The organism is Streptomyces sp. NBC_01314 (assembly GCF_041435215.1).
GTDB lineage: Bacteria > Actinomycetota > Actinomycetes > Streptomycetales > Streptomycetaceae > Streptomyces.
In genome coordinates this window covers 354,078-377,223 of the sequence record NZ_CP108394.1, presented here as the reverse complement: position 1 = coordinate 377,223, position 23,146 = coordinate 354,078, and the positions used below count along the sequence as shown (strand labels likewise).

Below are 23,146 nucleotides of genomic sequence, written 5' to 3'. Positions count from 1 at the left end.
CGACGAGCGCTGGTTCGGCCTGCTGACGGACAAGCAGATACGGCGCGGCGTCCACAAGAACGTGCAGGCCCTGGAGAAAGACATCCGCTCCTGGATCGCCACCTGGAACGAAGATCCCCGACCTTTCGTCTGGACGAAGACCGCCGACGAGATCTTCGAACGCCTCGCCGGATATCTGAACCGAATCAAAGACTCAGGACACTAGCCGGTTTCTCCTGCGCTCGCGGACTGCGCGTGCGCCGCGACGCGGCTGAGGTGGTGAGCGCCGTAGGCGTTGGCTTCGGATATCCGGCGGTGGCTCTGGTCGGAGATGCCGTCGCGGGTGTCGAGGACGGCCTGGAGTGTTCGGACGTGGATCCAGCCTCCGAGGACCAGGCCCCACATCTTGAGATAGGGGACGCCGCCGGCGTAGGCGTCACGTCGGCGGCCCTCGGCTGCGTGGTCCAGCAGAAGGGCGGTGACGTCTCGAATCGAGGCGAGGGACCGCGTCATTCGCTCGGCCGTTGCGACGGCTACCGGGTGCTCGGCTTCGGCCAGATGCCGAACATCGGTCTCGATCATGTCGAGCACGCGGGAGGCGGTGCCGGCTCGATCTCGCAGGATCTTGCGGCCGAGGAAGTCGTTGGCCTGGATCGCGGTGGTGCCTTCGTAGATTGCAGCGATGCGGACGTCGCGGTAGTACTGGGCGACGCCGGTGTCCTCGATGTAGCCGGCGCCGCCGTGGACCTGGACGGCGTCGGAGGTGATCCCGATGGCTTCCTCGGTTATCCAGCCCTTCACGACGGGGGTGAGGAAGTCGGTGAGCTCGAAGCTCTCGGCGTCGCCGGCGAATGCTCGGTCGAGGTGGATGCTGGTTTGCAGCATCAGCCCACGCATGGCGGTGATGATGCCGGCCGACGAGGACAACAGGCGCGCTACGTCGGGGTGGCGGGCGATGGGTGTGCCTTCGGGCTCGTCCAGGACCCTGCCCTGGACACGATGGTGGGCGTAGTGCTGAGCCGCCTGGTGGGCGCGGTCGGCGATGCCGAGGGCCCAGATGCCGGCGCCGAGGCGGCTGAGGTTCATCATCACGAACATCGCCGGGAGCCCCTGGTTCAGCTCCCCCAGGAGAAAGCCGGTTGCGTCCTCGTACTGCAGGACGCAGGTCGGGCTGCCTTTGATGCCCATCTTGTGCTCGAGTGCGATGGGGGTGACCCCGTTCGCGTGGCCCGGGCGGCCGTCGGCGTCGGGAAGGAATTTGGGGACGATGAACAGTGACAGTCCCCGTAGCCCTGCCGGTGCGTCCGGCGTTCGAGCGAGCACGAGGTGCACGATGTTCTCGGTCAGGTCGTGGTCGCCCCAGGAGATGTAGATCTTCTGGCCGCTCACACGCCATGTCTGATCGTCCTGCGGTCGAGCGAGGGTGCGGATTGCGGCGAGGTCTGTGCCGGCCTGGGGCTCCGTCAGGTTCATCGTGCCGGTCCAGCGGCCTTCGGCCATCGGCTCGAGGTAGACGGATTTCTGTTCGGGTGTGCCGGACCAGGAGATTGCGGCGACGGCGCCTTGGGTCAGTCCGCTGCACATGGCGAATGCAGGGTTCGCAGCGCTCCACAGTTCGGTGAGAGCTGCCGAGACGATTCGGGGAGCGCCGCCGGCTTGGACCGGTGCGCCTACGCTGCTCCAGCCCGCCCCGATGAACTTCGCGTAGGCCTCGCGCATGCCGGGTGCGGTGATGACCTGCCCGTTCTCGATGCGCGCTGCGACCCGGTCGCCGGAGACGTTGGTGTCCTGCAGGACCTCGGCGGCCAGTTTGGCGGCCGGCCACAGAATGGCCACGACGTCGTCGATGTCGTATTCGCCGTTGGTCACGTCCGCCAGGTGCTCGGCGCCGTTCATGACGCGGCGCAGGAAGAACTCGTACTCATTGATCGGTGGGTTGTAGCTCATGGCGGTTCTCACCGTTCTCGACGCGTGGACAGGGGCGGTTCGGCACAGCGCCGCACCGTTGGGGAGGTTTGTTCAGGGACGGTGGTGAACCGCGGGCCGGGGTCAGAGCCGGGCGGCGAGCTCGGTGGCCTGGCGGATGGCTCGCTTGGCGTCGAGCTCGGCGGCGACGTCGGCGCCGCCGATGACGTGGGCCGGGCGGCCCAGCGCTTCGAGCGGTTCGATCAGGTCGCGGACCGACTCCTGGCCCGTGCACAGGATGATCGTGTCGACGTCGAGTACCCGTGACTCGGTGGTGTCGTCGCCGACGGCGACCGTGATGTGCAGGCCGTCGTCGTCGATCCGGTCGTAGGTCACACCCTTGACCATCTCGACGCCGGAGTCCTTGAGTGTCTGGCGGTGGACCCAGCCGGTCGTCCTGCCCAAGCCCTTGCCGAGCTCGGTTGTCTTGCGCTGGAGCAGTGTGACCTGCCGGCGGGGCGGCGCCTTGACCTTCGTTGTCAGGCCACCGCGCTCCAGGGACGGGTCTGTCACTCCCCAGCGCTGGTTCCAGTGCTGCACCGACTCACCGACGTCGTGCAGCAGGAACTCCGACACATCGAAGCCGATGCCGCCTGCACCCAGCACCGCGACCCGTTCCCCGACGGTGGCGGTGCCACGAAGGACGTCCTGGTAGCCGACGACCGATGGGTGGTCGACGCCTGGGATGGTCGGCACGCGCGGCTCGACGCCCGTCGCGACGACAATCTCGTCGAAGTCGGTCAGGTCGTCGACGCTCGCGCGGACGCCGAGGTGGACTTTCACCCCGTTGATCTCCATCCGGCGCGAGAAGTAGCGAATCGTTTCGCGGAACTCCTCCTTGCCGGGTATTTCCATGGCGAGTCGGAACTGTCCGCCGATTTCATCGCGCGCTTCGAAGAGCTCGACGGTGTGGCCGCGCCCGGACAACTCGGTCGCGGCGGCGAGACCGGCTGGACCTGCGCCGACGACGGCGACCCGCTTGATGGCCCGAGTCGGCGACAGGACCAGCGTGGTCTCGTGACCCGCGCGGGGGTTGACCAGACAGCTCACGCGCTTGTTGACGAAGCCGTGGTCGAGACACGCTTGATTACAAGCAATGCAGGTATTGATCTGGTCGGCACGCCCATCGCCTGCCTTCTGGACGAAGAACGGGTCGGCCAGCAGCGGCCGGGCCATCGAGACCATGTCGGCCTGGCCCAAGGCGATGATCTTCTCGGCGACCTCGGGAGTGTTGATCCGGTTGGATGCGACGACAGGAACCGTGACCTCGGCCTTGAGTTTGGCCGTGACCCACGCGAACGCCGCGCGGGGCACGGACGTCACGATCGTGGGGATCCGGGCCTCGTGCCAGCCGATGCCGGTGTTGATGAGCGAGACGCCGGCGGCCTCGATTCTGTGGGCCAGCTCGACGGTCTCTTCCCAGTTCTGCGCGTCGTCGACCAGGTCGAGCAGGCTCATCCGGTACATCACGATGAAGTCGTCGCCGACAGCCTCGCGGACTCGCTCGACGATCTCGACCGGGAAGCGCATCCGGTTGGTGGCGCCGCCGCCCCAGCGGTCCGTGCGGTTGTTGGTGCGCGCGGTCAGCATCTGATTGATCAGGTAGCCCTCGGACCCCATGATCTCGACGCCGTCGTAGCCCGCGCGGCGGGCGAGGACCGCCGAGGCGGCGAAGTCGTCGATGGTCCGGTCGACTTCCCTGGTCGACATCGCCTTGGGGGCCCGGAACGGAGTGATGGGCGATTTGATGTCCGACGCCGCCCGCTTGAACGGATGGTAGGCGTAACGCCCAGCGTGGAGGATCTGCATCACGATCTTGCCGTCGTGCTCGTGCACCGCGTCGGTCACGATGCGGTGCTTGTCGGCAGACCGCCTCGACGTCATCTGCGCTCCGAACGGGAGCAGCCAGCCGTGCCAGTTCGGTGCATAGCCACCGGTCACCGCCAGGGCGACGCCACCCTTCGCGCGCTCGGCGAAGTAGGCCGCGAGTTCGGGCAGATGCTTGGCGCGGTCCTCCATGCCGGTGTGCATCGACCCCATGACGACGCGGTTGCGCAGCGTCGTGTGGCCCAGGTCGAGGGGTTCCAGCAAGTGCGGGTACGGGTTCACGGTGCTCACTCTCGGGCGGGTGTCGTGCTGTGGAGACCGGCGATCGCTTCGGCCTGGATCTGAGAAAACTGGGCGCCCATGGCCGCAGCGAGGGCGGTCGCCGCCGACAGAGGCCGCACCATGACGGTGAACCCGCTGACCAATCCGGCGTCATTCGTGCGGATCTCGCCCAGCGCGGCGAAGTCGCCGGCCTCGACGGCGGAACGAAAGGCGCGTATCGGGCAACGGGTGGTGGAACGGCCTCGGGCTTACTATGTCGTGCTGATCGCGCTGACGGTCCCGACCTGCCTGAGCATCCTGGTCCGGGGCGTCGGGGCTCATCGATCCGTCTCCTCGGGCGCCAGCCGCTGCAGAATCTCGTCGCACCAGGCCAGCGCGGTCTCCTCGGCCAGCATTCCCCCGCGCAGCACGAGCCAGGCGCCCATCTGGTCCGGGCGCAGGGCGTCGGGGTCGGGATAGAAGCGCGCGGCGCTCTCGGCGTAGTAGGCGAGGCGTTCTTCGTGCACCCGGCGACGGGTGCGGACATCTTCGACGATCGCAGTCGGGTTTCCGAATGGCAGGGCACGCAGTTTGATCGCGAACTCGCTGCGCAGGTACTCGACCGGCGTTGCCTGGGATGTCCACACACCCAGCTCATCGCGACCAGCCGATGTCAGAACGTAGACCTTCTTGTCGGGTCGCCCGTCCTGGGCCACGGTCTCGAACTCAACCCAGCCGGCGCGCTCCATCCGGCCCAGCACCTTGTAGATCTGCTGGTGGCTGGCCTTCCAGAAGTAACCGATCGATGCGTCGAACCGGCGCGCCAGGTCGTATCCCGTGGCGGACTTTTCCGCCAAGGACACAAGAATCGCGTGCTCCAAAGCCATGAGCGCACCGTAATATGCAAATCGATGCTGTGCAACTAGATGCATAGGTGGGTTCGCGAGCTGGGGTGGACCGCGCCGCGACTGCCCGGGGTGGCCTGCAGCGGCCGTGTCGCGCCGGTCCGTGTCGGCTGATCTGGCTTCCTGACGTGACCGAGGATCGTCCGGCCGGTAGCTCGAAGACGGGCGGGCGTATGACTCATGTCGTCTGCGCTACTGCTGCGCTGCTTCGCTGACATCGCTGCCTCACGGACGGCCGCGAGGCCGAGCGACAGGAGCAGGAGCACCGGCCAGAGTGTCTTGCCGTTGGCGGCGGTGATGAGCACGTCCGCGGCGGCCGGCAGGACCAGCGTGATGATGCCCGCCACCACACGTAGGCAGCCCTGTCGGCGGGCCGTGTCGCGGTGAAGGGCGCTGTCACGTTGTTGGGTGAGTGGCTGTCTGATGGTGCGTCGTGGTGGGGTGGAGCCCGGTTGCGGCTGTGTGCTCACGGTGCGGTGGGCAGGCTGGCGACGCCGGTGATCTGCTCCCAGATTGCGAAGCGGACGGTCATTTCGGCGCGGTAGTCGTGTGCGGGCATCAGGTGGCGGCGGGGTCGGAAGTGCGGCGAGATACCGCTGAACGCGGAGAGGAACCGCTGTGCTCCGCCCACGGAGCGGAAGCCCTTCATCGCCCGTTCGCGCTGCCTGGTGGGCTGGTGGCTGTTCTCGGTCCGGTTGTTGTGGTACTTCGACTGGCGGTGCTCGACGGAGGGCCTGACCTCGCGGCGGGCGGCGCCGTAGGAGCGGAGCTTGTCCGTGACGACCACCCGCGGCACCGTGCGGGTCTTCTCCAGCAGGCGGCGCAAGAAGCGTCTGGCCGCGGCCTTGTCCCGGCGGTTCTGCACCAGGATGTCCAGGACGTTGCCGTCCTGGTCGACGGCCCGTCACAGGTACTTCGGTTCTCCATTGATCTTGATGAAGACCTCGTCCAGGTGCCATTTGTCACCCGGCCGGGGTTGCCGCCAGCGCAGCGCACCTGCGTACCGCTGTCCGAACTTGGTGCACCACCGCCGCACCGTCTCATAAGAGACAGTCACGCCGCGCTCAAGCATCAGCTCCTCGACCTCGCGGAACGACAGCGGGAAACGGAAGTACAGCCACACACAGTGGGAGATCACCTCGACCGGATACCGGTGCCCCTTGTATGACAGCGACGCACTCCCCACGGACGGCCCCTCTCAGCCTGACCGATCCGAAGATCATCCCACCGGTCAGCCAACGTGCCAGTGCCTTCCTCGGGGCAGGCATCGTCTGGGCTCCTCTCATGAGACCCATCTGACCTGCTGTCACCTTTCCCCGCATCTCGGGGGAACCTCAGACCGACGTCTGCGGTCAGCCGCCGAGGCCGCCTGGTCACCTTGTCTTGAGGCCGACGCGAGGGAGTGGCGTGCTGGCAGTTACTTCTGAGCGAACGCCACCGCGATACGGGCACCCAGGCGGGCGTTGTTGTTGACCAAGGCGATGTTCGCGCGAAGGCTCTCGCCCTCGGTGAGTTCGACGATCTTGCCCAGGAGGTACGGGGTAGCCTCCTTGCCGCCGATGCCGACCTTGTCCATTGAGGCGAGGGCCTGCTGGATGATCCCCTCGATACGCTCGGCGGGGATCTCGTCGGCCTCGGGGATCGGGTTGGCGATGTTCAGGCCGCCGGTGGCGCCCAGTTCCCAGTGGGCTCGCATCACCGCGGCGATCTCTTCGGGGGAGTCGGAGCGCAGGGGCGAGGTGTGGCCGCTGGTCCGGGAGTAGAAGGAGGGGAACTCGTCCGTGCCGTAGGCGATGACCGGGACGCCCAGGGTCTCCAGGGTTTCCAGGGTCAGCGCGATGTCGAGGATGCTCTTCACACCCGCGCTGACCACTGCGACGGGAGACGTGGCGAGTTCGGTGAGATCGGCGCTGGTGTCGAAGCTGGTGGGGGCGCCCCGGTGCGCCCCGCCGATACCGCCGGTCACGAAGACGGGGATCCCTGCGAGTGCCGCCAGGCGCATCGTGCTCGCCACCGTCGTCGCGCCGTGGGCGCCCCGGGCGACGACGTGTCCGAGGTCGCGGACACTGACCTTGGCGACATGGGGGCTGGTCGCCAGGAGTTCGAGATCGTCGGCCTCCAGACCGATCCGGGGCCTGCCGTGCAGCACCGCGATGGTCGCCGGAACCGCGCCGTTGTCTCGGATGATCTTCTCGACCTCGGTGGCCATCTCCACGTTCTGGGGATAAGGCATGCCATGGCTGATGATCGTGCTCTCCAGGGCGACGACCGGGCGGCCGTCGTGCAGGGCGTCCCGGACCTCGTCGGTGATCGTCAGCATGGGGTGGTGCGTGGTCATCTCAGTCTCCGTAAGAGTGGTTCAGTGCGTCCTCGACGAGGCGCGGGGTCAGGTCGGGTCGTACGGTCGTGGTGGCGGCGACGGTGAGCGCGGCGGCGGCGTGGCCGAAGCGCGCGGCCTCGACGGGCTCGGCCCCGGCCAGGACGGCGTGCACGAAGGCGGCGAGCATGGAGTCCCCGGCGCCGGTGACGTCCACGACCTCGGTCGGGGGCGCGGGCAGGAAGGTGTGCTCCTGGCCCGCGCTGCTCAGCAGGCTGCCCTGCGGGCCGAGCCGCACCCAGACGTGGCTGACGCCCTGGTCGTGCAGCGCGGCGGCGGCGGAAAGGATCTCCTTGTCGGTGTCGACCGGGAGATCCACCAGCGCCTGGAGCTCGTCCTTGTTGGGCGTGATGGCGAAGTACGGGCGCTCCGGCATGATCCCGGGGCCCAGCAGCGCCGCTTTGGGGACGCTCACCGGATCGATGACCACCGGGACGTCGGCTGCCTTGGCCAGCTCTACGACGTAGTTGAGCGTCACCGTGGCGAGGTTGCCGTCGAGCACCAGCATCGCGGCGCCGGCCACCAGTTCACGGGTGTGGTGGAGATCGGCGGGGGACAGTTCGTCCGTGGCCGTCATGTCGGCGATCGCCACCAGTAGGTCGCCGTCCGCGTCCAGGACGGCGGTGTAGGTGCCGGTGGGATGGGCGCTGAGGTGGACGTGGTCCGTGCGCACCCCGGCGGCCTGGGTGTCGCGCAGCAGCGCCTCACCCGCCGCGTCCCGGCCGACGGCGGCGATCAGGTGCGTGGGGGTGCCCAGCCGGGCGAGGTTCTCGGCGATGTTGCGCCCGACCCCGCCCGGACTGGTGTGGGAGACGCCGGGGTTGCTGGTGTGCCGGGTCACCGGTGCCAGACTGCGGACCTTGTGGTCCATGTTCGCCCCGCCGACCACGACCACCGCGTTGTCCTGCCGGACGATGTAGCCGCGCCCCAGGATGGCGCCCTTCTTGCCGAGGTTGGAGAGATGGACGTTCACCGCGGTGCGGGTCGTCCCCAAGGCCTCTGCCAGCACCTGGGGTCCTGCCAGAGGGTCACGGCGCAGGAGTGCGAGGATCTCGCGTTCCCGTTGCGTCAGCATCATACTTATCATGATAAGGCTTCTTTGCTTGAATAAGGAAGGATCACGCCTTGGTGATTCGCCCGCTCCGCAGGGCAGGGATGACCGTCTCGCCGTACACGCGAAGCGTCTCTTCCTTGCTGTCGTGCTGGAGGTAGCCGGCGAACTGGTCGACACCCAGTTCTTCGAGCTGCTTCAGTTTGGTGACGTGCTCTTCGGCGGTGCCGATGAGACAGAAGCGGTCGACGATGTCGTCGGGCACGAACGTGGTGTGGGTGTTGCCGGCGCGACCGTGCTCGTTGTAGTCGTACGACTCGCGGCCCTTGATGTAGTCGGTGAGCGCCTGCGGTACCGCCCCGTCGGAGCCGTACTTGGCGACGATGTCTGCGACGTGGTTGCCGACCATGCCGCCGAACCAGCGGCACTGCTCGCGCGCGTGCGCCAGGCCGGTCTCGGTGCCGTCGGTGATGTACATGGGGGCGGCCACGCAGAACTTCACCGATCGCGGGTCGCGGCCCGCCGCCTCCGCTGCCGCCCGGACCGTGCGGATCATCCAGGTGGCGATGTCGACGTCACCAAGCTGGAGGATGAAGCCGTCCCCGGCCTCACCGGCGAGCTTGAGGGCGAGCGGCCCGTACGCCGCGACCCAGACATCGAGTTGGGAGCCGTGGCTCCACGGGAATTGCAGGGTTGACGGCCTCCCGCAGCGCCTTGAGCGTGGTGGGGGAGTTGTTGGCGACCCGCACGGCCGACTCGCCGCGGCCGATCCCGCAGATGGTGCGGTTGCCGTACATGTTGTTGAGCGTCGCGTACAGCGACGCGGTGACCGCCCAGTCACGGGTGGCGGGGTTGGTCACCATCGGTCCGACGACGATCCGCAAGGTCCGTTCGAGGATCCGTGAGTAGATGACGTACGGCTCCTGCCACAGAATGTGCGAGTTGAAGGTCCAGAAGTGGCTGAACCCGTGCTGTTCGGCCAGTTCGGCGAGCGCGACGGTACGCGCGGCTGGCGGGTTGGTCTGGGCGACGACGCCGAAGTCCATGAGTATTCTCCGTTCCTGCTTCAGACGAGGTACTGGCTCAGGCCGCGCTTGACGTACTGGCCGTGGCCCTTGGGGCCGAGGTAGGTGCCGCCGTCGACGACCTCGCCGCGCGAGAGCACGATGTCGACGTGGCCGTCGATCTCGAAGCCCTCCCAGGCCGAGTGGTCAATGTTCATGTGGTGGGTCGCGCCCACGCCGATGGAGGTGTGACCGTTCGGGTCGTAGACGACGACATCGGCGTCGGCACCCGGCTGGATCACCCCCTTATTCCCGTACATCCCGAATATCCGGGCCGGGGTGGTCGAGCTGATCTCGACCCACCGGGGCAGTGAGATCCGGCCGTCGACGACGCCCTGGTAGAGCAGGTCCATGCGGTGCTCGACCGAGCCGATGCCGTTGGGGATCTTCGAGAAGTCCCCGATCCCCAGGTTCTTCTGGCCCTTCATGCAGAACGGCCAGTGGTCGGTGGAGACCAGCTGGGTGTCGTTGGTGCGCAGCGCCTGCCACATGTGGTCTTGGTGGCACTCCGCCCGCGCGCGCAGCGGGGTGGAGCACACCCACTTGGCGCCCTCGAAGTCTGGCGCGCCCAGCTGCTCCTCCAGGGAGAGGTACAGGTACTGAGGACTGGTCTCGCCGAACACGTTCTGGCCCCGGTCGCGTGCCGCCGCGATCTGCTCGACGGCCTGCTTGGCGCTCACATGCACCATGTACAGGGGCGCGCCGGTGAGGTCGGCGAGCATGATCGCGCGGTGTGTCGCCTTCGCCTCGGCCTGCCAGGGCCGGGCGGCCCATGGTGGTACGGCATGGTCCGCCCGGCGGCGGGGCCTGCTGGGCGAGTACGTCGATCACGGCGCCGTTCTCGGCGTGCACCAGCATCAGCGCGCCGTTGTCCGCGCCCTTCTGGAAGGCGCGCAGAATTTGCCCATCGTCGGACAGGAACACGTCCTTGTACGCCATGAAAAGGGGTCCGGGTACTGGATGACGAAGTCCACGATGGTCGTCGTACCGCCCCAGGCCGCGGCCCGGGTCCCGGTCTCGAAGGTATCGCTCGCGAAGGCGGCGCCGAACGGCATCTCCATGTGCGTGTGGGCGTCGACACCGCGACACCGCCGGGGACCACGTACTTCCCGGCCGCGTCGATCACCGTGTCGACCCGGGCCTCCAACTCCACTCCGAGCAGCCGCGAACCGGGCACCACGACGGCGGCGATCGTCTCGCCGTCGACAGGACGTCCGCGCGGGCCGTACCGGTCGCGTTCACGACCGTGCCGTTCTTGATCAGCGTCTTCATCGCCGTCCCCGCTTACGGCGCGACGATGGCGCCGTAGGCTTCCGGCCGGCGGCCGCGGTAGAACTGCCAGGCGTTGCGCACCTTGCGGATCAGGTCCATGTCCAGGTCGCGCAGGAGCAGCTCCTCCGAGGTCGAACTGCCCTTCCCACCCGCAAAGTTGCCCAGCGGGTCGGCCACATACGAGGTGCCGTAGAAGTCGACGGCCAGCTCCCCGTACTCGTTGTCCTCACGTCCGACACGGTTGGGTACGGCGACGTCCTGCGGGACCAACGGCGCTCTTGCCCTCGGAACGCGGTCGGTGAGCGCAGGGCGCAACCCCGAAGTGATACTTGCCCATCTCATGTTGAGATAGTAGCGTCTCATTTAGAGACGGGGATGTCGCATCATCCAGGACAGGAGCTGTGTCATGAGAGGTCTCAACGGAAAGCGCATCATCGTCGCCGGAGGTGCCTCCGGGATCGGCGCGGCCACCGCCGAGCGGCTCGCGGCCGAGGGCGCGGCGGTCGTGGTCGGTGACGTCGACATCGACGCGGCCGAGGCCACCGCCAAGCGCCTCACCGATACCGGCGCAACGGCTCTCGCCGTCGAGTTCGACCTCGGCGACGAGAGTTCGGTACGTGCGCTCGTCGACACCGCCGTCTCCCGACTCGGCGGAGTCGACGGCCTCTACAACGTCGCCGCCGACGTCTCGGCGGAGACCCTGGGCCGTGACGGCGACCTGCTGGACATGGACCCGGCCGTATGGCGGCGCACCCTGGAAGTGAACCTGATCGGCTTCGCGCTCACCAGCCGCGCGGTCCTTCCCCTGCTGCTGGAACAGGGCGGTGGTGCCATCGTCAATACCTCCTCCCTCGCGGCGCACGTGGGCGACCACCAGCGCGCGGCGTACCAGACGAGCAAGGCGGGGATCAACGCACTCACCCGGCACATCGCCTCCCGCTGGGGCAAGCAGGGCATCCGCTGCAACTGCGTGTCTCCCGGAGTCGTCCTGACCGAATCCGCGCAGAAGATGGCTCTGAGCCCGGAGGCGCTGGAGTTCACCCGCATGACGCTTCCCAGCACCCGCTTCGGCAAGCCGGAAGACCTGGCCGGCACAGTGGCCTTCCTCCTGTCCGACGACGGCGAGTGGATCAACGGGCAGGTCTGGTCGGTCAACGGCGGCGCGATGCTCCGCGAGTGAGAGCGCACGGTATGCCTCCCAGCGAGGTCGGCTTCCCCAGCCACGCCGCCGCGTCCTCGTACGGTCCGGGCAGTCCGATCAACGACATGCCCAGGTCGTCGGCAAGCCCAGGTCGGCTGCTCCGGCTCGCTCCGTCACCGTAGGATTGATGTCTATGCCCCGCTTGCCTCACACCGACGACATGCCCGGCCCTCGCGCGCAGGCGCGGCGCTATGTGCTGTCGGCGGCGGCTACGGCACTCGCCGAGAACCCCGGCGCGAGCATGACGGAGATCGCCTCCGCCTCCGGCATCGGACGGGCCACGATGTACCGATGGTTCGCCACCCGCGAGCAACTCGTCGAGGCGATCCACGCCCATGTCGTCGCCGAGGTGGACGAGTTGATGGCGCGGCGCCTGCGCGAGAGCGGCCCAGCCCTCGACGTACTGCTCCGACTGAGCGGCGACATCATGGCCTTCGGTGACCGATACCGGTTCCTGATCGCCTCCAGCGACAGACGGCAGAACCTGACCAACACGGTCGAGTTCAAGAAGTACGTCGCCGACCGCCAGCAGGCCGGCGAGCTGCGCGGCGACCTGTCGCCCGAGTGGCTGGTCGCGGCCTACGGCGGGCTCGTCGTCGCCGCACTCGACCAGCTCGACGAGCAGCGGCTCGGCAGCGCCGCGGCCGGTGACGAGCTGGCCCGCACCATCGTCGCGGCCTTCTCACGCGAAACGCAGTGACCCACGCAGGAGTGCAACGGCCGCTCCTCGCTCTTGCGACCAGCGATCGTGGCTGCCGCTGGCCAGGAGCCACCTCCCCGAGCTGTGGCAGGTATCGCCGACGCGCAACGACATGCCTCCAAGAACGCACTCCGAGCACGCTGAGAGCGAGGAGGCGGCCCTTTAGTACCGCAGGACTAATCCGCCCTGCCGGGTTCCGCCCGCAGGGGGCTGAGAGCGCGAAAACCCGGCCCTATTTTGAGATCACAGGTCGACATCAGACCCGCACATCCCCCACGAGGCGTGGACAGCCGACGACCGCGGCAGCGCGTTCTCTACGCCGCGTGATCCGAAGGGAAGACCCTGCCTGCCGGCGCGTCATCACTGATCCCGACTGCCCCTGACCAGGTCCGCGGGCAATCCGATCTCGTTTCAGAGGAGATCCCGAGCCATATAGCGTGGCTGGCCGAGGTGTTGGACCCGCGGGATCAGCGCGCGGTACGCCACCGCCTGGCCGTGGTGCTCGCACTCACCACGTATGCCGTGCTAGCCGGGACGGCCTCGCAGGACACGCTCTGGAGCTAGAAGGTCGGCCAGGGCGAATCCGACGCCTCCACCACCGTCACCCCGGCCAAAAAACTGGTGGCCCTGGGCGGCCGACCCGAACTCAATTTGACCTGGCCCGCCTTGCGGGCCACGCAGCACCTCGGCCTCGTCGAATACGCCGACGGTTCGAGTACCTCGGGCGCACGGTCTGACAGTCACGCCGTAGCCCTCGCACGTCACCCCCACCCCCACAACCGCAGGGCCGATGGCGGCCGGACATCTGGCGCCCGACGCCTCTGCGGCATCCGATCGATATGGATCACACGTGACACGCACACGCATACGCCCGAGAGCGGCCGTCACCACTCTCGCATCCCTTCTCGTCGGATCCCTGACCGTCTTGGCGGTCATCTCTCCCACCTTCGCTGCGGACGCCAACCCCCCTGGCAGTGACGTCAGTTACGGCGACGGCACGTACATCGTGAAGCTCGCGGACCCGCCCGTCGCCGGATATGAGGGCGACCTGCCGGGCCTGAAGCGGACGGAACCCGCGGCGGGGAAGCGGCTCGACGCCGGCTCCGCCACGGTCGAGAAGTACGTGGCCCATCTGGACGACCGCCGGGAGCGGGTCCTCGGCGCCGTGCCCGGCGTCGAGACGCTCTACGACTACTCCTACACGTTCAGCGGATTCGCCGCCGAACTGACCGGCCGGCAGGCCGCGAAACTGGCCTCGACGCCCGGTGTCGTCTCGGTGACCCGGAACACGGTCGCCCAGCCGGCATCGACGGGTCCGGACCGCGGGCCGGGGACGGGAGCGGGCAGCCGGGCGGGAACCCAGACCCGGACCGTGGCTGATGTCCAGGACGGGACCGAGGGCGAAGGCGAGGTACCGATTCCTCCGGCCCAGCAGCCGCCCTCTCCCGACGGGGTGAACGGCCCGCAGGGCCAAGGTCTTTCAGGAGGACCCCACACCCCGGGCTCCAAGGCGCCTCGTACAGCCCGCCCGGCCCAGTTCCCCGATATCCCCCGTCTCCTCGGTCTCTCCGGCGCCAAAGGCCTGTGGGAGAAGGCAGGCGGCCCCGAGCACGCCGGACAAGGCATGATCGTCGGGGTCGTGGACACCGGTTTCGACCCCTCGAACCCGATGTTCGCCCCGCTGCCGGAGCCACGCCCCGACGCCGAGGCCATCGCCAAGAAGTGGCACGGCGACTGCGACCCGGGCGAGGACCCCGCACACAAGGTGACCTGCAACAACAAGGTGATCGGCGCCCAGTGGTTCGGTGCGGGCGTCCCCGCGGACAGTGAAGACGCCCCCTCGCCGTTGGGCACCGGCAGCCACGGCACGCTCACCGGCAGCACGGCCGCCGGGAATTACGGCGTCGCCGCATCGGTACCCGGCAGCAACGCCGAGGGCAAGCTCAGCGGTGTCGCCCCGGCCGCCCGCCTCGCCGTCTACAAGGCGTGCTGGCCGGGCTTCGGCTGCCCGACCGCAGACCTCACCGCCGCGATCGACCGGGCCGTGGCGGACGGCGTCGACGTCATCAACTACTCCGTCACCGGCACCCTCACCGAGCAGCCCCATCTGGAGGCCCTGTTCAACGCGGCCAAGGCGGGCGTGTTCATCGCCGCGGCCGCCAACAACCGCGGCCCGGACTCGGTGCACCACACCGGCCCGTGGGTCACGACGGTAGCCGCGGCGACGCACGACACCCAGTACACCACCTCCCTGGTCCTCGGCGACGGCCGCCGCTACACCCGCGTCGGCCTGAACCCGGGTGCCGGCCCTGCCCCACTGGTCGAGGCAGCCGCCGTACGCAAGGACGGCGCGGACGCCGGCAGGGCCGCGCTGTGCGCGACGGGGACACTCGACCCGGCACAGGCGAAGGGCAAGATCATCGTCTGCGACCGAGGCGGTGCCGGCACCTGGGAAGACTCCAAGTCGGACGAGGTCCTGGCGGTCGGCGGCAAGGGACTCGTACTCACCGACACCCCGGCCTACGACGAGTTCCTGCCCCCGTACGTCTTCTCGGCGCCCCTGATCCAGGTCGGCATCGAGGACGCGAAGGCGATCCACGCGTACGCCTCCACTGCCGGCGCGACCGCCCGGTTCACGCCCACGAAGAGCACCCATGTGGCCACCCGGGAGATCACCTCCTTCTCCTCCAGCGGCCCGGACCACTTCAGCGACGGCGACCTGCTCAAGCCCGACATCGCCTCCTTCGGCCAGCTCATCCCGGCAGGCGTGGTGCCCGGCAGCGCCAGCTACTACCCCGGCCAGTTCAGCTTCGCCGACGGCACCTCGTTGTCGTCCCCGCACATCGCCGGCCTCGCCGCCCTGCTGCGGCAACTGCACCCCGACTGGTCACCGATGGAGATCAAGTCGGCGCTGATGACGACGGCCACATCCACCGACGAGAACGGTGACCCCATCGGCCGCAACCTGGCCGACTCCGCCTCACCCCTCGACTACGGCGCGGGCCTGCCCCGGGTCACCCGGGCCACCGACCCCGGCCTCGTCTACGACTCCACCTCCGCCGACTGGACCGCCTACCTCTGCGCCATCGGCCAGAAGCCGGTCACCCAGGACGGCACCGACGCCTGCGCCACGGCCACCAAGACCGACCCCAGCGACCTCAACTACCCCTCGATCGCCGTCGGCGACCTGCTGGGCAGGCAGACGGTGACGCGCACGGTCACCAACGTCTCGGCGCAGACCGCCACGTACAAGACGACGCTCCAGACCCCGCCGGGCTTCCGCGCCGAGGTCACCCCGAAGCGGCTGACACTCGCGCCGGGCGCGTCGGCGTCGTACCAGGTGAAATTCGAGCGCACGAACGCCGCCTACGACACCTGGTCCTTCGGCTCCCTCACCCTGAGCGACGCGCACAGCCACCACGAGGTCACCAGCCCGATCGCCCTGCGCTCCGTCGCGTTCTCCGCCCCGCACAAGGTCACGGTCACCGGAGGCGACTCCGCGACGCTGCAAGCCGGGGTCGACTGGAACGGCGAACTGACCGCCAAAGCGTCCCTCTACACCGGCGAGAAGACCACCGGCACCCTCACCGGCACCGACCAGGCCGACTTCACCATGAGCCAGCGCACCAACGACGCCGTCGTCAGACACCGTATCCACGTCCCCGCAGGCGCCCCCTTCACCCGGTTCGCCATCACCTCCGCAGACCACGTCCCCGGCAGCAACCTCGACCTGTACGCCTTCGACACCGCCCGCAACCACATCGGCGACTGGGCCGGCCCCGGCTCCGACGAACACGTCGACCTGCCGCCCGGCGACTACGACGTCTACGTCCGCCAGTCAGAACTGCCGGCCGGCACCACCAGCCAGCAGTACACCCTGTGGAGCTGGAAAGTCGGCCAGGGCACCCCAGCCGTCACGCCCACGGTCACCCCGACCCAGCAGAACGTCTCGGCAGGCGACCGCCCACAGGTCACGGTGTCGTGGCCGGACGCGAAAGGCGGCCAACGGTACGTCGGCGCCGTCGAGTACAGCGACGGCACGACCACCCTCGGACACACGGCGTTGACCGTCACCCCGTAGCCACGACCCGATAGCCGATGGTGCGAACCGTCGGTGAGTGATCCGCCCGCGCACTCCCCGAGCGCGCGGGCGGATTGACGTGCGGCGCACCGGCCAGGACGTTCCTGTGTCCTCTGGCGGGTCTGACAAGTTCCGTTGTCCGACAGGCGCAAGGTCGTGGGGGCCGGGCAGAGACCTGGGGTTCAGCGCATCGATCCGGCACCACTCGTCGGCTCCTACCGAACCGCCACCCGATCTCCTCTTGCATGTTCTATGCCATATCCCATAAGTTACCGACAGGTAGCCCACCGTTGGGCCACATCGTCGTCGGAAGAGGGGGTGGGTGGATGAGCCCGCGCAGGAGTGACAGCCGTGACCGGATGATCCTCGGCGCTGCCGCCCTGCTGCGTGAGTACGGCGCGAACGCGACCAGCATCGACCGGGGGCGCTGTCACGTTGGTTGACTGGATGGGATGGTCTTCTGGTTGATCGTGTTGGAGGGGGCTGTTCGTGGGGGTCGTGTCGCCGTCGTACAAGGGGCACCGGTACCCGGTCGAGGTCATCTCTCACTGCGTGTGGCTGTACTTCCGCTTCCCGCTGTCGTTTCGCGAGGTCGAGGAGCTCATGCTCGGGCGCGGGATCGTCGTCTCGTACGAGACCATCCGCCGCTGGTGCGCCAAGTTCGGGCAGTTTTACGCAGGCGCCCTGCGCCGCAGGCAGCCCAGGCCTGGGGACAAGTGGCACCTGGGCCTTGACCCCGGATCTTGAACACGTCTATGCGGCTCGGGCCAGGGTAGTTGATGTTGAGTGGAAGGCGTTCTCGAAGGTGATCGGAGATCTCTGGCCGAGCCGGGAATGGCGGCGTCGGGTGTTGTAGCGGGACAGCCACCGGAAGGCGTCGAGTCGGGCCTCGCGCTCGTTCGACCAGCCTTTTCGGCCCTTCAGCGTCTCTCTTTTGAAGCTGGCGTTGAAGCTCTCCGCGGCGGCGTTGTCCGCGCTGGACCCGACCGCGCCCATACTCTGCCGCACCCCTGCTGACCTGCAGGCGTCGGCGAAGATTCGACTCGTATATTGGGCGAGTTCAACCAGTCGTTGCAACACCGGGCTGTTGCAGCGAGCGTAGCTGTTCCTCGAAGACCTCGGCGGGTGTCCGCCAACCGAGGATCTTGCGGGGCCGGTTGTTGATCGCCATGGCGACGGCTTCGAGGTCCGTGGACGACCACCGGGAGAGATCAGTGCCCTTCGGGAAGTACTGACGCAGCAGTCCGTTCGTGTTCTCGTTCGTCGGTCGTTGCCAGGGCGAGTGCGGGTCGGCGAAGAACGCCTTCGTCCCGGTTTCGAGGGCGAACTGGGCGTGGCCGGAGAGTTCCTTTCCTCGGTCCCAGGTGAGGGACTTGCGTAGCTGCTCGGGCAGCTGCGTCATCGACGTGGTGAGCGCCGCGTTCATCGCGATCGCGCCGTAGCCTCCGAGCGAGGGGCCGTTCTTTGCGGGTGTCCTTTCACCCCAGCCCTCCAGCCGGGGCAGGTGCACCAGGAGTGTGGAGCGGCTGCTGCGCTCGACCAGCGTGCCGATCGCGGAGCGGCCCGTCCCGATGATCAAATCGCCTTCCCAGTGTCCGGGGACCGCGCGGTCTGCGGCCTCGGCGGGGCGTTCACTGAGGACGACGTCCGCGGTGACATGCCCCTGCGGCTTGTTCTGTGACCGTGCACGGGGAGTCCGCAGCGCCCGGCCGGTGCGCAGACACGTGACCAGTTCCCGCTTGAGCGCGCCACGGCCTTGGATGAACAGCGCCTGGTAGATCGCTTCGTGGCTGATGCGCATGGACTCATCATCGGGGAAGTCGACATGAAGGCGATGCGAAATCTGCTCCGGGCTCCATGCCGTCGCCCATCGTCTGTCCTGCCGGTGCGGCTTGTTCAGCCCTTTCCAACGACGCCTCCACCGTCGTGACCCCCGTGGCGATCAGCCGCCAGAACTGGCGCTGCACGACTCGAGACGGATCAGGCCGCCCCGGCGACCGCATCGCCGGCCGCAACGCACGATCAGCGCGCCACTGCCGACGCCGACCCTCCGGAACATCGCTGGTCTTCAAACTCCAGTCCGCCGTGGCCACGTCGCACACCTCCGAGATCAAAGTGTTGCGACGACCAGTTGAATTCACCCAGGGCGCCGTGATCGGTGTGCATCACCGCTCCGGCAAGGCTGCCGCGGGTCCGCTCCGCGGCGGCGAGGGCGTCGATGACGAGCTCGGTGCGCATGTGGTCGGCGATCGCCCAGCCCGCCAGGCGGCGCGAACACAGATCGATGACGGTCGCGAGATAGCAGAATCTCCCGCTGCCGACGCTCAAGTACGTGATGTCGCCGACGTACTTCGTGTTCACCGCGGTCGTGGTGAAGTCGCGGCCGATCAGGTCCGGCGCCTTCGGTGCGGCCGGGTCCGCGATGGTGGTGCGGTGCCGGCGCCTCAGGCGTACGCCTTCGATCCCGATGGTCCGCATGATCCTCGCGACACGCTTGTGGTTGACCACCTGGCCGCCCTCGTCACGGAGCTCGGCGGTGACCCTCGGGGAGCCGTAGGTACCGTCAGATTCCTTGTGGACCTTGCGTATCCGGGCCGCCAGGCGGTCGTCGGCGGCCTGACGGGCCGCACGGGCCGGGGTGCGGCGCCAGTAGTAGAAGCTCGAGCGGGCGATGCCCAGGATGTCGCAGAGCCGCTTGACGCCGAACCGGCGCTGGTGATCTTCAACGAACTGGCAGCGGTTCACCAGCGCGTCTCCCCTGCGAAATACCGGGCCGCCTTACGGAGAATGTCCCGCTCCTCCTCCAGCTCCCGGATCCTCTTGCGTGCGGCGGCCAGCTCCGCCTGAACCGCGTCACCGCCAGCCTGCGGCGCCGCCGCAGGCGCGGAGTGCGCACCGGGCCGGCGTCCGTCGGCGGCCCGGATCCAGTTCCGCAGCGTCTCGGTGTTCACGCCCAGATCAGCAGCGACCGCCTTCGCCCACCCGCGGGATCAGGATCAGTGTCTGGTCAGCCATATTGTGATTCACATACTGCCTCAAGGCGGCGAAGAGATTGAGATTGCTCGTGTTCTGATCGGTCCGGATCACGCGGTACTGACGGTATTTCGTGGAATCTTCCTTGGTAATGATCGGGACTACCGCTTTCCCGTTCGTCCATTCATTCCATGCGTTGTACGGAATGTTAGACTCGTTGTTTCTCAGTGTTAGCTGAGCCGCGGGGAGGAACGGCGCGATGTGTATGTGCAGTTGTTCTTGCAGGCGGTTGTGCAACGAGTTGATGCCCAGGCCGATTTGTTCCGGCTTCATCGGCGACGGAGGCCTGAAGAGGAAGGGGATCAGGCGCCTTGCTTCCTGCCAGTAGTCATAGCCACCCTGTATGCACTCACACTCGATGCCCGTCACGCGGTCGGTGGGCACCAGCAGATAGTGCTTGTCGCTCCCGGCGCTGCCACGCGCCACCACCGACTGGTGGCCGTCACACGGAACGAACTTCTTTACCTCCGTCCAGAGGAAGTACTGGTCGCCGTCCGTCAGTTCGCCACACGGTGGCGCGGGCACCGTCGTGGTTGTCTCTTTTTCCCGCTGGTCCAGGGACATGGAATGCCTCCATCGTGGCCGCTGTTGTCCGATTGCGTTTGATCACGAGGTCTGTTGCGCATCCGCTTGCTGACCACACCTGAATTGCCGAGGTGTAATTCGAATCAGCAATTCACGCCCAGAACTCAGGGCTGCTCGCGTAGCCGTTGCCTCAGGGCCGCCCGTGCGGCAGGCACCGACACGTCTAAGCCGTCACGAGAGTTCGGACTGCCTGGTTTGTGCCTGACTCCCGGCGCCGCCGATGAGCGACCACATATCTCGAACCGGGCAGCATCCGGGCCGCCCAGGAAACATCGGGACAGCCTCCATCTTTCCCGAGAGCCACACCACTACTCAGGTTGAACTCGTAGAGCCTGTGGGGTCGTGACGGTTCGTGATCCCTGCGGTACGACGGGATCGTGAGGTATGCGCAGTGTCAACGGTCATTGAGATGCCCAGGTGGGTGGCCGTTGAGTGTCCAGGCTGGTGGCCATCAGAAACCCAGGTGTGTGACCAGTGGTGTTCCTGGGGGTGAGGGTCAGCTCAAGGGGACCACCCCCTTCCCTGCGAGGGCCTCGGCGAGGCGGTGCGAGTCGCCGGTGGTGGTCACGAGGTGAGCGTGGTGCATCAGGCGGTCGGTGCTCGCGCCCGCGAGAGTCTTCGGCATGATCGTGTCGAAGCCTGAGGGGTGGATGTTGCTGGTCACAGCGATGGACCGGCGTTCGTAGGCGGCGTCGATGATCCGGTAGAACGCCTCGGCGGCGTCTTCCCCGACAGGCAGCAAGCCGATGTCGTCGATGACGATGAGGTCCGCGCGGCAGATCCGGGCGACGGTCCGAGCGGTGGACCCGTCGACCTTCGACTTCCCGATCGCGGCGCTGAGCGTCTCCAGGGTGAACCAGGACACCCGCAGGTCGTTCTCGATCGCGGCCTGGGCCAGGCCCTCGGTGAAGTGGCTCTTGCCCGTCCCCGACGGGCCGGCGATCACCAGATTCTCGGCGCGGCCGATCCACTCCAGCGTGATCAGGGAGTTCTGGGTGGGTTCGGGGATCGTGGAGTCCTCGGCCCGCCAGGAGCCCAGGGTCTTGCCGGTGGGGAAGTTCGCCGAGTGGCGGCGAAGACGCCGGGTGGCCGCGTCGCGGCCGGTGACCTCCTCGGCTATCAGCAGCCGCAGCACCTCGGCGGGGTCCCAGCGTTGTGCGCGGGCGGTGGCCAGCACATCGGGGGCGGCTTTGCGCATATAGGGCAGGCGCATGCGGCGCATGAGCTTGTCGAGTTCCTCGGGGAGGGCGGGCGGGCTGGGAAAACTCACGAAGGTGCCGTTCTCTTGAATGACGAGCAGTCAGTTTGGGGTGGTGGACGACGTGTTGGCTCAGCGGCCCAGGGCCTGCCAGCCGATGGTTCCGTTCTGGACGGAGTGGGACTCGTCCGCGCGGACGACCTCGCCGGCGGGCTTGCTGTCGGCGATGTGTCCCAGGATCGAGAGCAGGTCGTCGTCGGCGAAGCGCCCGGCCGTGGCCGCAAGGCCGAGGGCCTGGTCGACTTTGTCGTTGCCCAGGACGGTGGCCAGCTCGACCGCGCGGGCCATCTTGGCGCGGATGCGGACCGCGCCGGCGGGTCCGGCCTCCTTGAGCCAGCGCCCGGCCCCGGGGCCGATGCCAACGAACGCGATCTCCGCCTCCGAGCGGGGCCGCAGCCTCGGCTGGTGGATGCTGCGGCCGTCGGGATGGTCGGGGTAGTGCTCGTCGATGATCTGCGGAACACCCGGGGTGGAAAGCTGGTGGCGCCAAATCTCCGACAGGTCCCCGGAGTTGGTGCGGGCAGTGATGGACAGTTCCTCGCCGACCACCCGGCACCACACCTTGGCACCGGTATAGCCCGGCGGGGTCGAGTAGCGCACCGCGTTGAAGCTGATCGTGCGGTCCGAGCCGACCAGCCTCTCCTCGCCCAGCGCAAGCGCGAGCGGCTCGATGGGCAGGACATGCAGTGTGGTGCGTTCGACGTCCAGACGGCTCGCGGGTATCTGCCCAGTCGCCCGGTGACGGCGCGAGTTCACGGCATCGCACCAGGTCAGGCAGGCATCGGCGAGCTCGGCGAAGGTGTCGTAGGCGGACAGCAGGTTCGCGCTGGTGGGCACCAGGTCGGCCTTCGCGATCCGGACCGTGGCCTCCGCACCACCCTTCGACTCGGGGTCGTAGGGCACGCAACTGACCACCTGGCAGCCGTAATGGCGGCCCGCGGCGACCATCTGTGGATGCCGCACCGGGATCCCGGCGATGTGCTCGACGGTGACCGTCTTCGCATTGTCGGTCAGTACATACGTCGGCGCCCCGCCGATCCGCCTGAGCGTGGTGTCCAGGCAGGCCACCAGCGTGCCCAGCGTGCAGTCCCAGACCGGGATCACGACCCGGAACCGCGACCAGGACAGCCATGCGCAGAACAACCAGGTCCGACGCCCCGCGATGCGCGGACCCTCGCCCCAGTCGAACTGCAGCCACCGGCCCGGCTCGGGAATCCACGGCCGGTAGGTGCGGCGCTTGCCCGCCTTCCACGCCACTTTTGCCGCGTTCACCGCCCGTCTCGTCGAGCGCGCGCTGCCCCGGTAGCCCATCTTCACGAGCTTGTCGTGGACCACATCGGCGCGGATCGTCGCCTTCGACTGCTCGACCCACTCCTCGACCTTCTCCAGGAACGCGTCGATCATCTTCGGCCGCGGCTCTCGCTCATAGGGATTGCGCCCGCCGTTGCGGGCCTCGACATACCGCTTGACCGTCTTCGGGTCGTGCCCCGTCAAGGTCGCCGCCGACCAGACCGTCCCGGTCAGGTCGTACGCCTCAAGGATTTCCATAATCTCCGTGTCAGACTTCGTCACAGGACCTCTCCGGCC

Annotated in this window: 14 protein-coding genes and 7 pseudogenes; 5 read left to right on the top strand and 16 right to left on the bottom strand. The window is 67.8% G+C overall.

Going from position 1 to position 23,146, the window contains the following annotated elements:
- Positions 1-4 precede the first annotated feature (4 nt).
- Positions 5-205 (top strand): annotated as a pseudogene (locus OG622_RS01610) (IS630 family transposase); the annotation flags it as partial.
- Here OG622_RS01610 and OG622_RS01605 read toward each other — a convergent pair.
- From OG622_RS01605 to OG622_RS01565, 9 genes and pseudogenes are all read right to left on the bottom strand, one after another.
- On the bottom strand, positions 202-1,926 hold the full coding sequence (locus OG622_RS01605) for an acyl-CoA dehydrogenase (RefSeq protein WP_371572568.1): 1,725 nt from the start codon (positions 1,924-1,926) through the stop codon (positions 202-204). The pseudogene OG622_RS01610 and the gene OG622_RS01605 sit on opposite strands and share 4 nt — an antisense overlap.
- Before the next feature lie 102 nt (positions 1,927-2,028).
- Positions 2,029-4,053 (bottom strand): FAD-dependent oxidoreductase, encoded by a 2,025-nt coding sequence (locus tag OG622_RS01600; RefSeq protein ID WP_371583980.1) that lies wholly within the window; start codon positions 4,051-4,053, stop codon positions 2,029-2,031.
- Between the two features lie 317 nt (positions 4,054-4,370).
- Positions 4,371-4,919 (bottom strand): PadR family transcriptional regulator, encoded by a 549-nt coding sequence (locus OG622_RS01595; protein ID WP_371572566.1) that lies wholly within the window; start codon positions 4,917-4,919, stop codon positions 4,371-4,373.
- A gap of 484 nt (positions 4,920-5,403) precedes the next feature.
- Positions 5,404-6,123 (bottom strand): annotated as a pseudogene (locus tag OG622_RS01590) (IS6 family transposase).
- A 231-nt stretch (positions 6,124-6,354) separates the two neighbouring features.
- Positions 6,355-7,275 (bottom strand): pseudouridine-5'-phosphate glycosidase, encoded by a 921-nt coding sequence (locus tag OG622_RS01585; RefSeq protein WP_371572564.1) that lies wholly within the window; start codon positions 7,273-7,275, stop codon positions 6,355-6,357.
- A gap of 1 nt (position 7,276) precedes the next feature.
- Positions 7,277-8,392, bottom strand: a complete 1,116-nt coding sequence (locus tag OG622_RS01580) for a PfkB family carbohydrate kinase (protein ID WP_371572562.1) — start codon at positions 8,390-8,392, stop codon at positions 7,277-7,279.
- Positions 8,393-8,432: 40 nt separating this feature from the next.
- Positions 8,433-9,411, bottom strand: a pseudogene (locus OG622_RS01575) (TIGR03842 family LLM class F420-dependent oxidoreductase).
- A gap of 20 nt (positions 9,412-9,431) precedes the next feature.
- Positions 9,432-10,701: pseudogene (locus OG622_RS01570) on the bottom strand (amidohydrolase family protein).
- Positions 10,702-10,713: 12 nt separating this feature from the next.
- Positions 10,714-11,043 (bottom strand): nitrilase-related carbon-nitrogen hydrolase, encoded by a 330-nt coding sequence (locus OG622_RS01565; RefSeq protein WP_371572561.1) that lies wholly within the window; start codon positions 11,041-11,043, stop codon positions 10,714-10,716.
- Between the two features lie 64 nt (positions 11,044-11,107).
- Here OG622_RS01565 and OG622_RS01560 point away from each other — a divergent pair, with 64 nt between their 5' ends.
- The 4 genes and pseudogenes from OG622_RS01560 to OG622_RS01545 form a co-directional block, all read left to right on the top strand.
- Positions 11,108-11,881 (top strand): SDR family NAD(P)-dependent oxidoreductase, encoded by a 774-nt coding sequence (locus OG622_RS01560; RefSeq protein WP_371572559.1) that lies wholly within the window; start codon positions 11,108-11,110, stop codon positions 11,879-11,881.
- A gap of 154 nt (positions 11,882-12,035) precedes the next feature.
- Positions 12,036-12,602, top strand: coding sequence for a TetR/AcrR family transcriptional regulator (locus tag OG622_RS01555; protein WP_371572557.1), 567 nt, complete (start codon positions 12,036-12,038; stop codon positions 12,600-12,602).
- Positions 12,603-13,452: 850 nt separating this feature from the next.
- Positions 13,453-16,683 carry a S8 family serine peptidase gene (locus OG622_RS01550; RefSeq protein ID WP_371572555.1) on the top strand — a complete coding sequence of 1,077 codons (3,231 nt, stop codon included), beginning with the start codon at positions 13,453-13,455 and terminating at the stop codon, positions 16,681-16,683.
- Positions 16,684-17,172: 489 nt separating this feature from the next.
- Positions 17,173-17,409: pseudogene (locus OG622_RS01545) on the top strand (IS6 family transposase); the annotation flags it as partial.
- A gap of 27 nt (positions 17,410-17,436) precedes the next feature.
- Here the strand turns inward: OG622_RS01545 and OG622_RS01540 are convergent.
- From OG622_RS01540 to istA, 7 genes and pseudogenes are all read right to left on the bottom strand, one after another.
- Positions 17,437-17,739: pseudogene (locus OG622_RS01540) on the bottom strand (integrase core domain-containing protein); the annotation flags it as partial.
- 4 nt (positions 17,740-17,743) lie between these two features.
- Positions 17,744-18,592 (bottom strand): annotated as a pseudogene (locus OG622_RS01535) (IS30 family transposase); the annotation flags it as partial.
- 113 nt (positions 18,593-18,705) lie between these two features.
- Positions 18,706-19,428: an IS3 family transposase gene (locus OG622_RS01530; RefSeq protein ID WP_371572554.1), complete on the bottom strand. Its 723-nt coding sequence runs from the start codon at positions 19,426-19,428 to the stop codon at positions 18,706-18,708.
- A complete protein-coding gene (locus tag OG622_RS01525) occupies positions 19,425-19,634 on the bottom strand; it encodes a hypothetical protein (RefSeq protein ID WP_371572552.1) in 210 nt (69 codons plus the stop codon). Before OG622_RS01525 ends, OG622_RS01530 begins: the two co-directional genes overlap by 4 nt.
- Before the next feature lie 7 nt (positions 19,635-19,641).
- Complete coding sequence (locus OG622_RS01520) at positions 19,642-20,280, bottom strand: CDP-diacylglycerol diphosphatase (protein WP_371572550.1); 639 nt, start codon at positions 20,278-20,280, stop codon at positions 19,642-19,644.
- A gap of 517 nt (positions 20,281-20,797) precedes the next feature.
- Entirely contained in the window at positions 20,798-21,523 is a 726-nt protein-coding gene (gene istB / locus OG622_RS01515) for an IS21-like element helper ATPase IstB (RefSeq protein WP_371583979.1), read from the bottom strand.
- Between the two features lie 108 nt (positions 21,524-21,631).
- Entirely contained in the window at positions 21,632-23,107 is a 1,476-nt protein-coding gene (istA, locus tag OG622_RS01510; protein WP_371572548.1) for an IS21 family transposase, read from the bottom strand.
- Positions 23,108-23,146 lie beyond the last annotated feature (39 nt).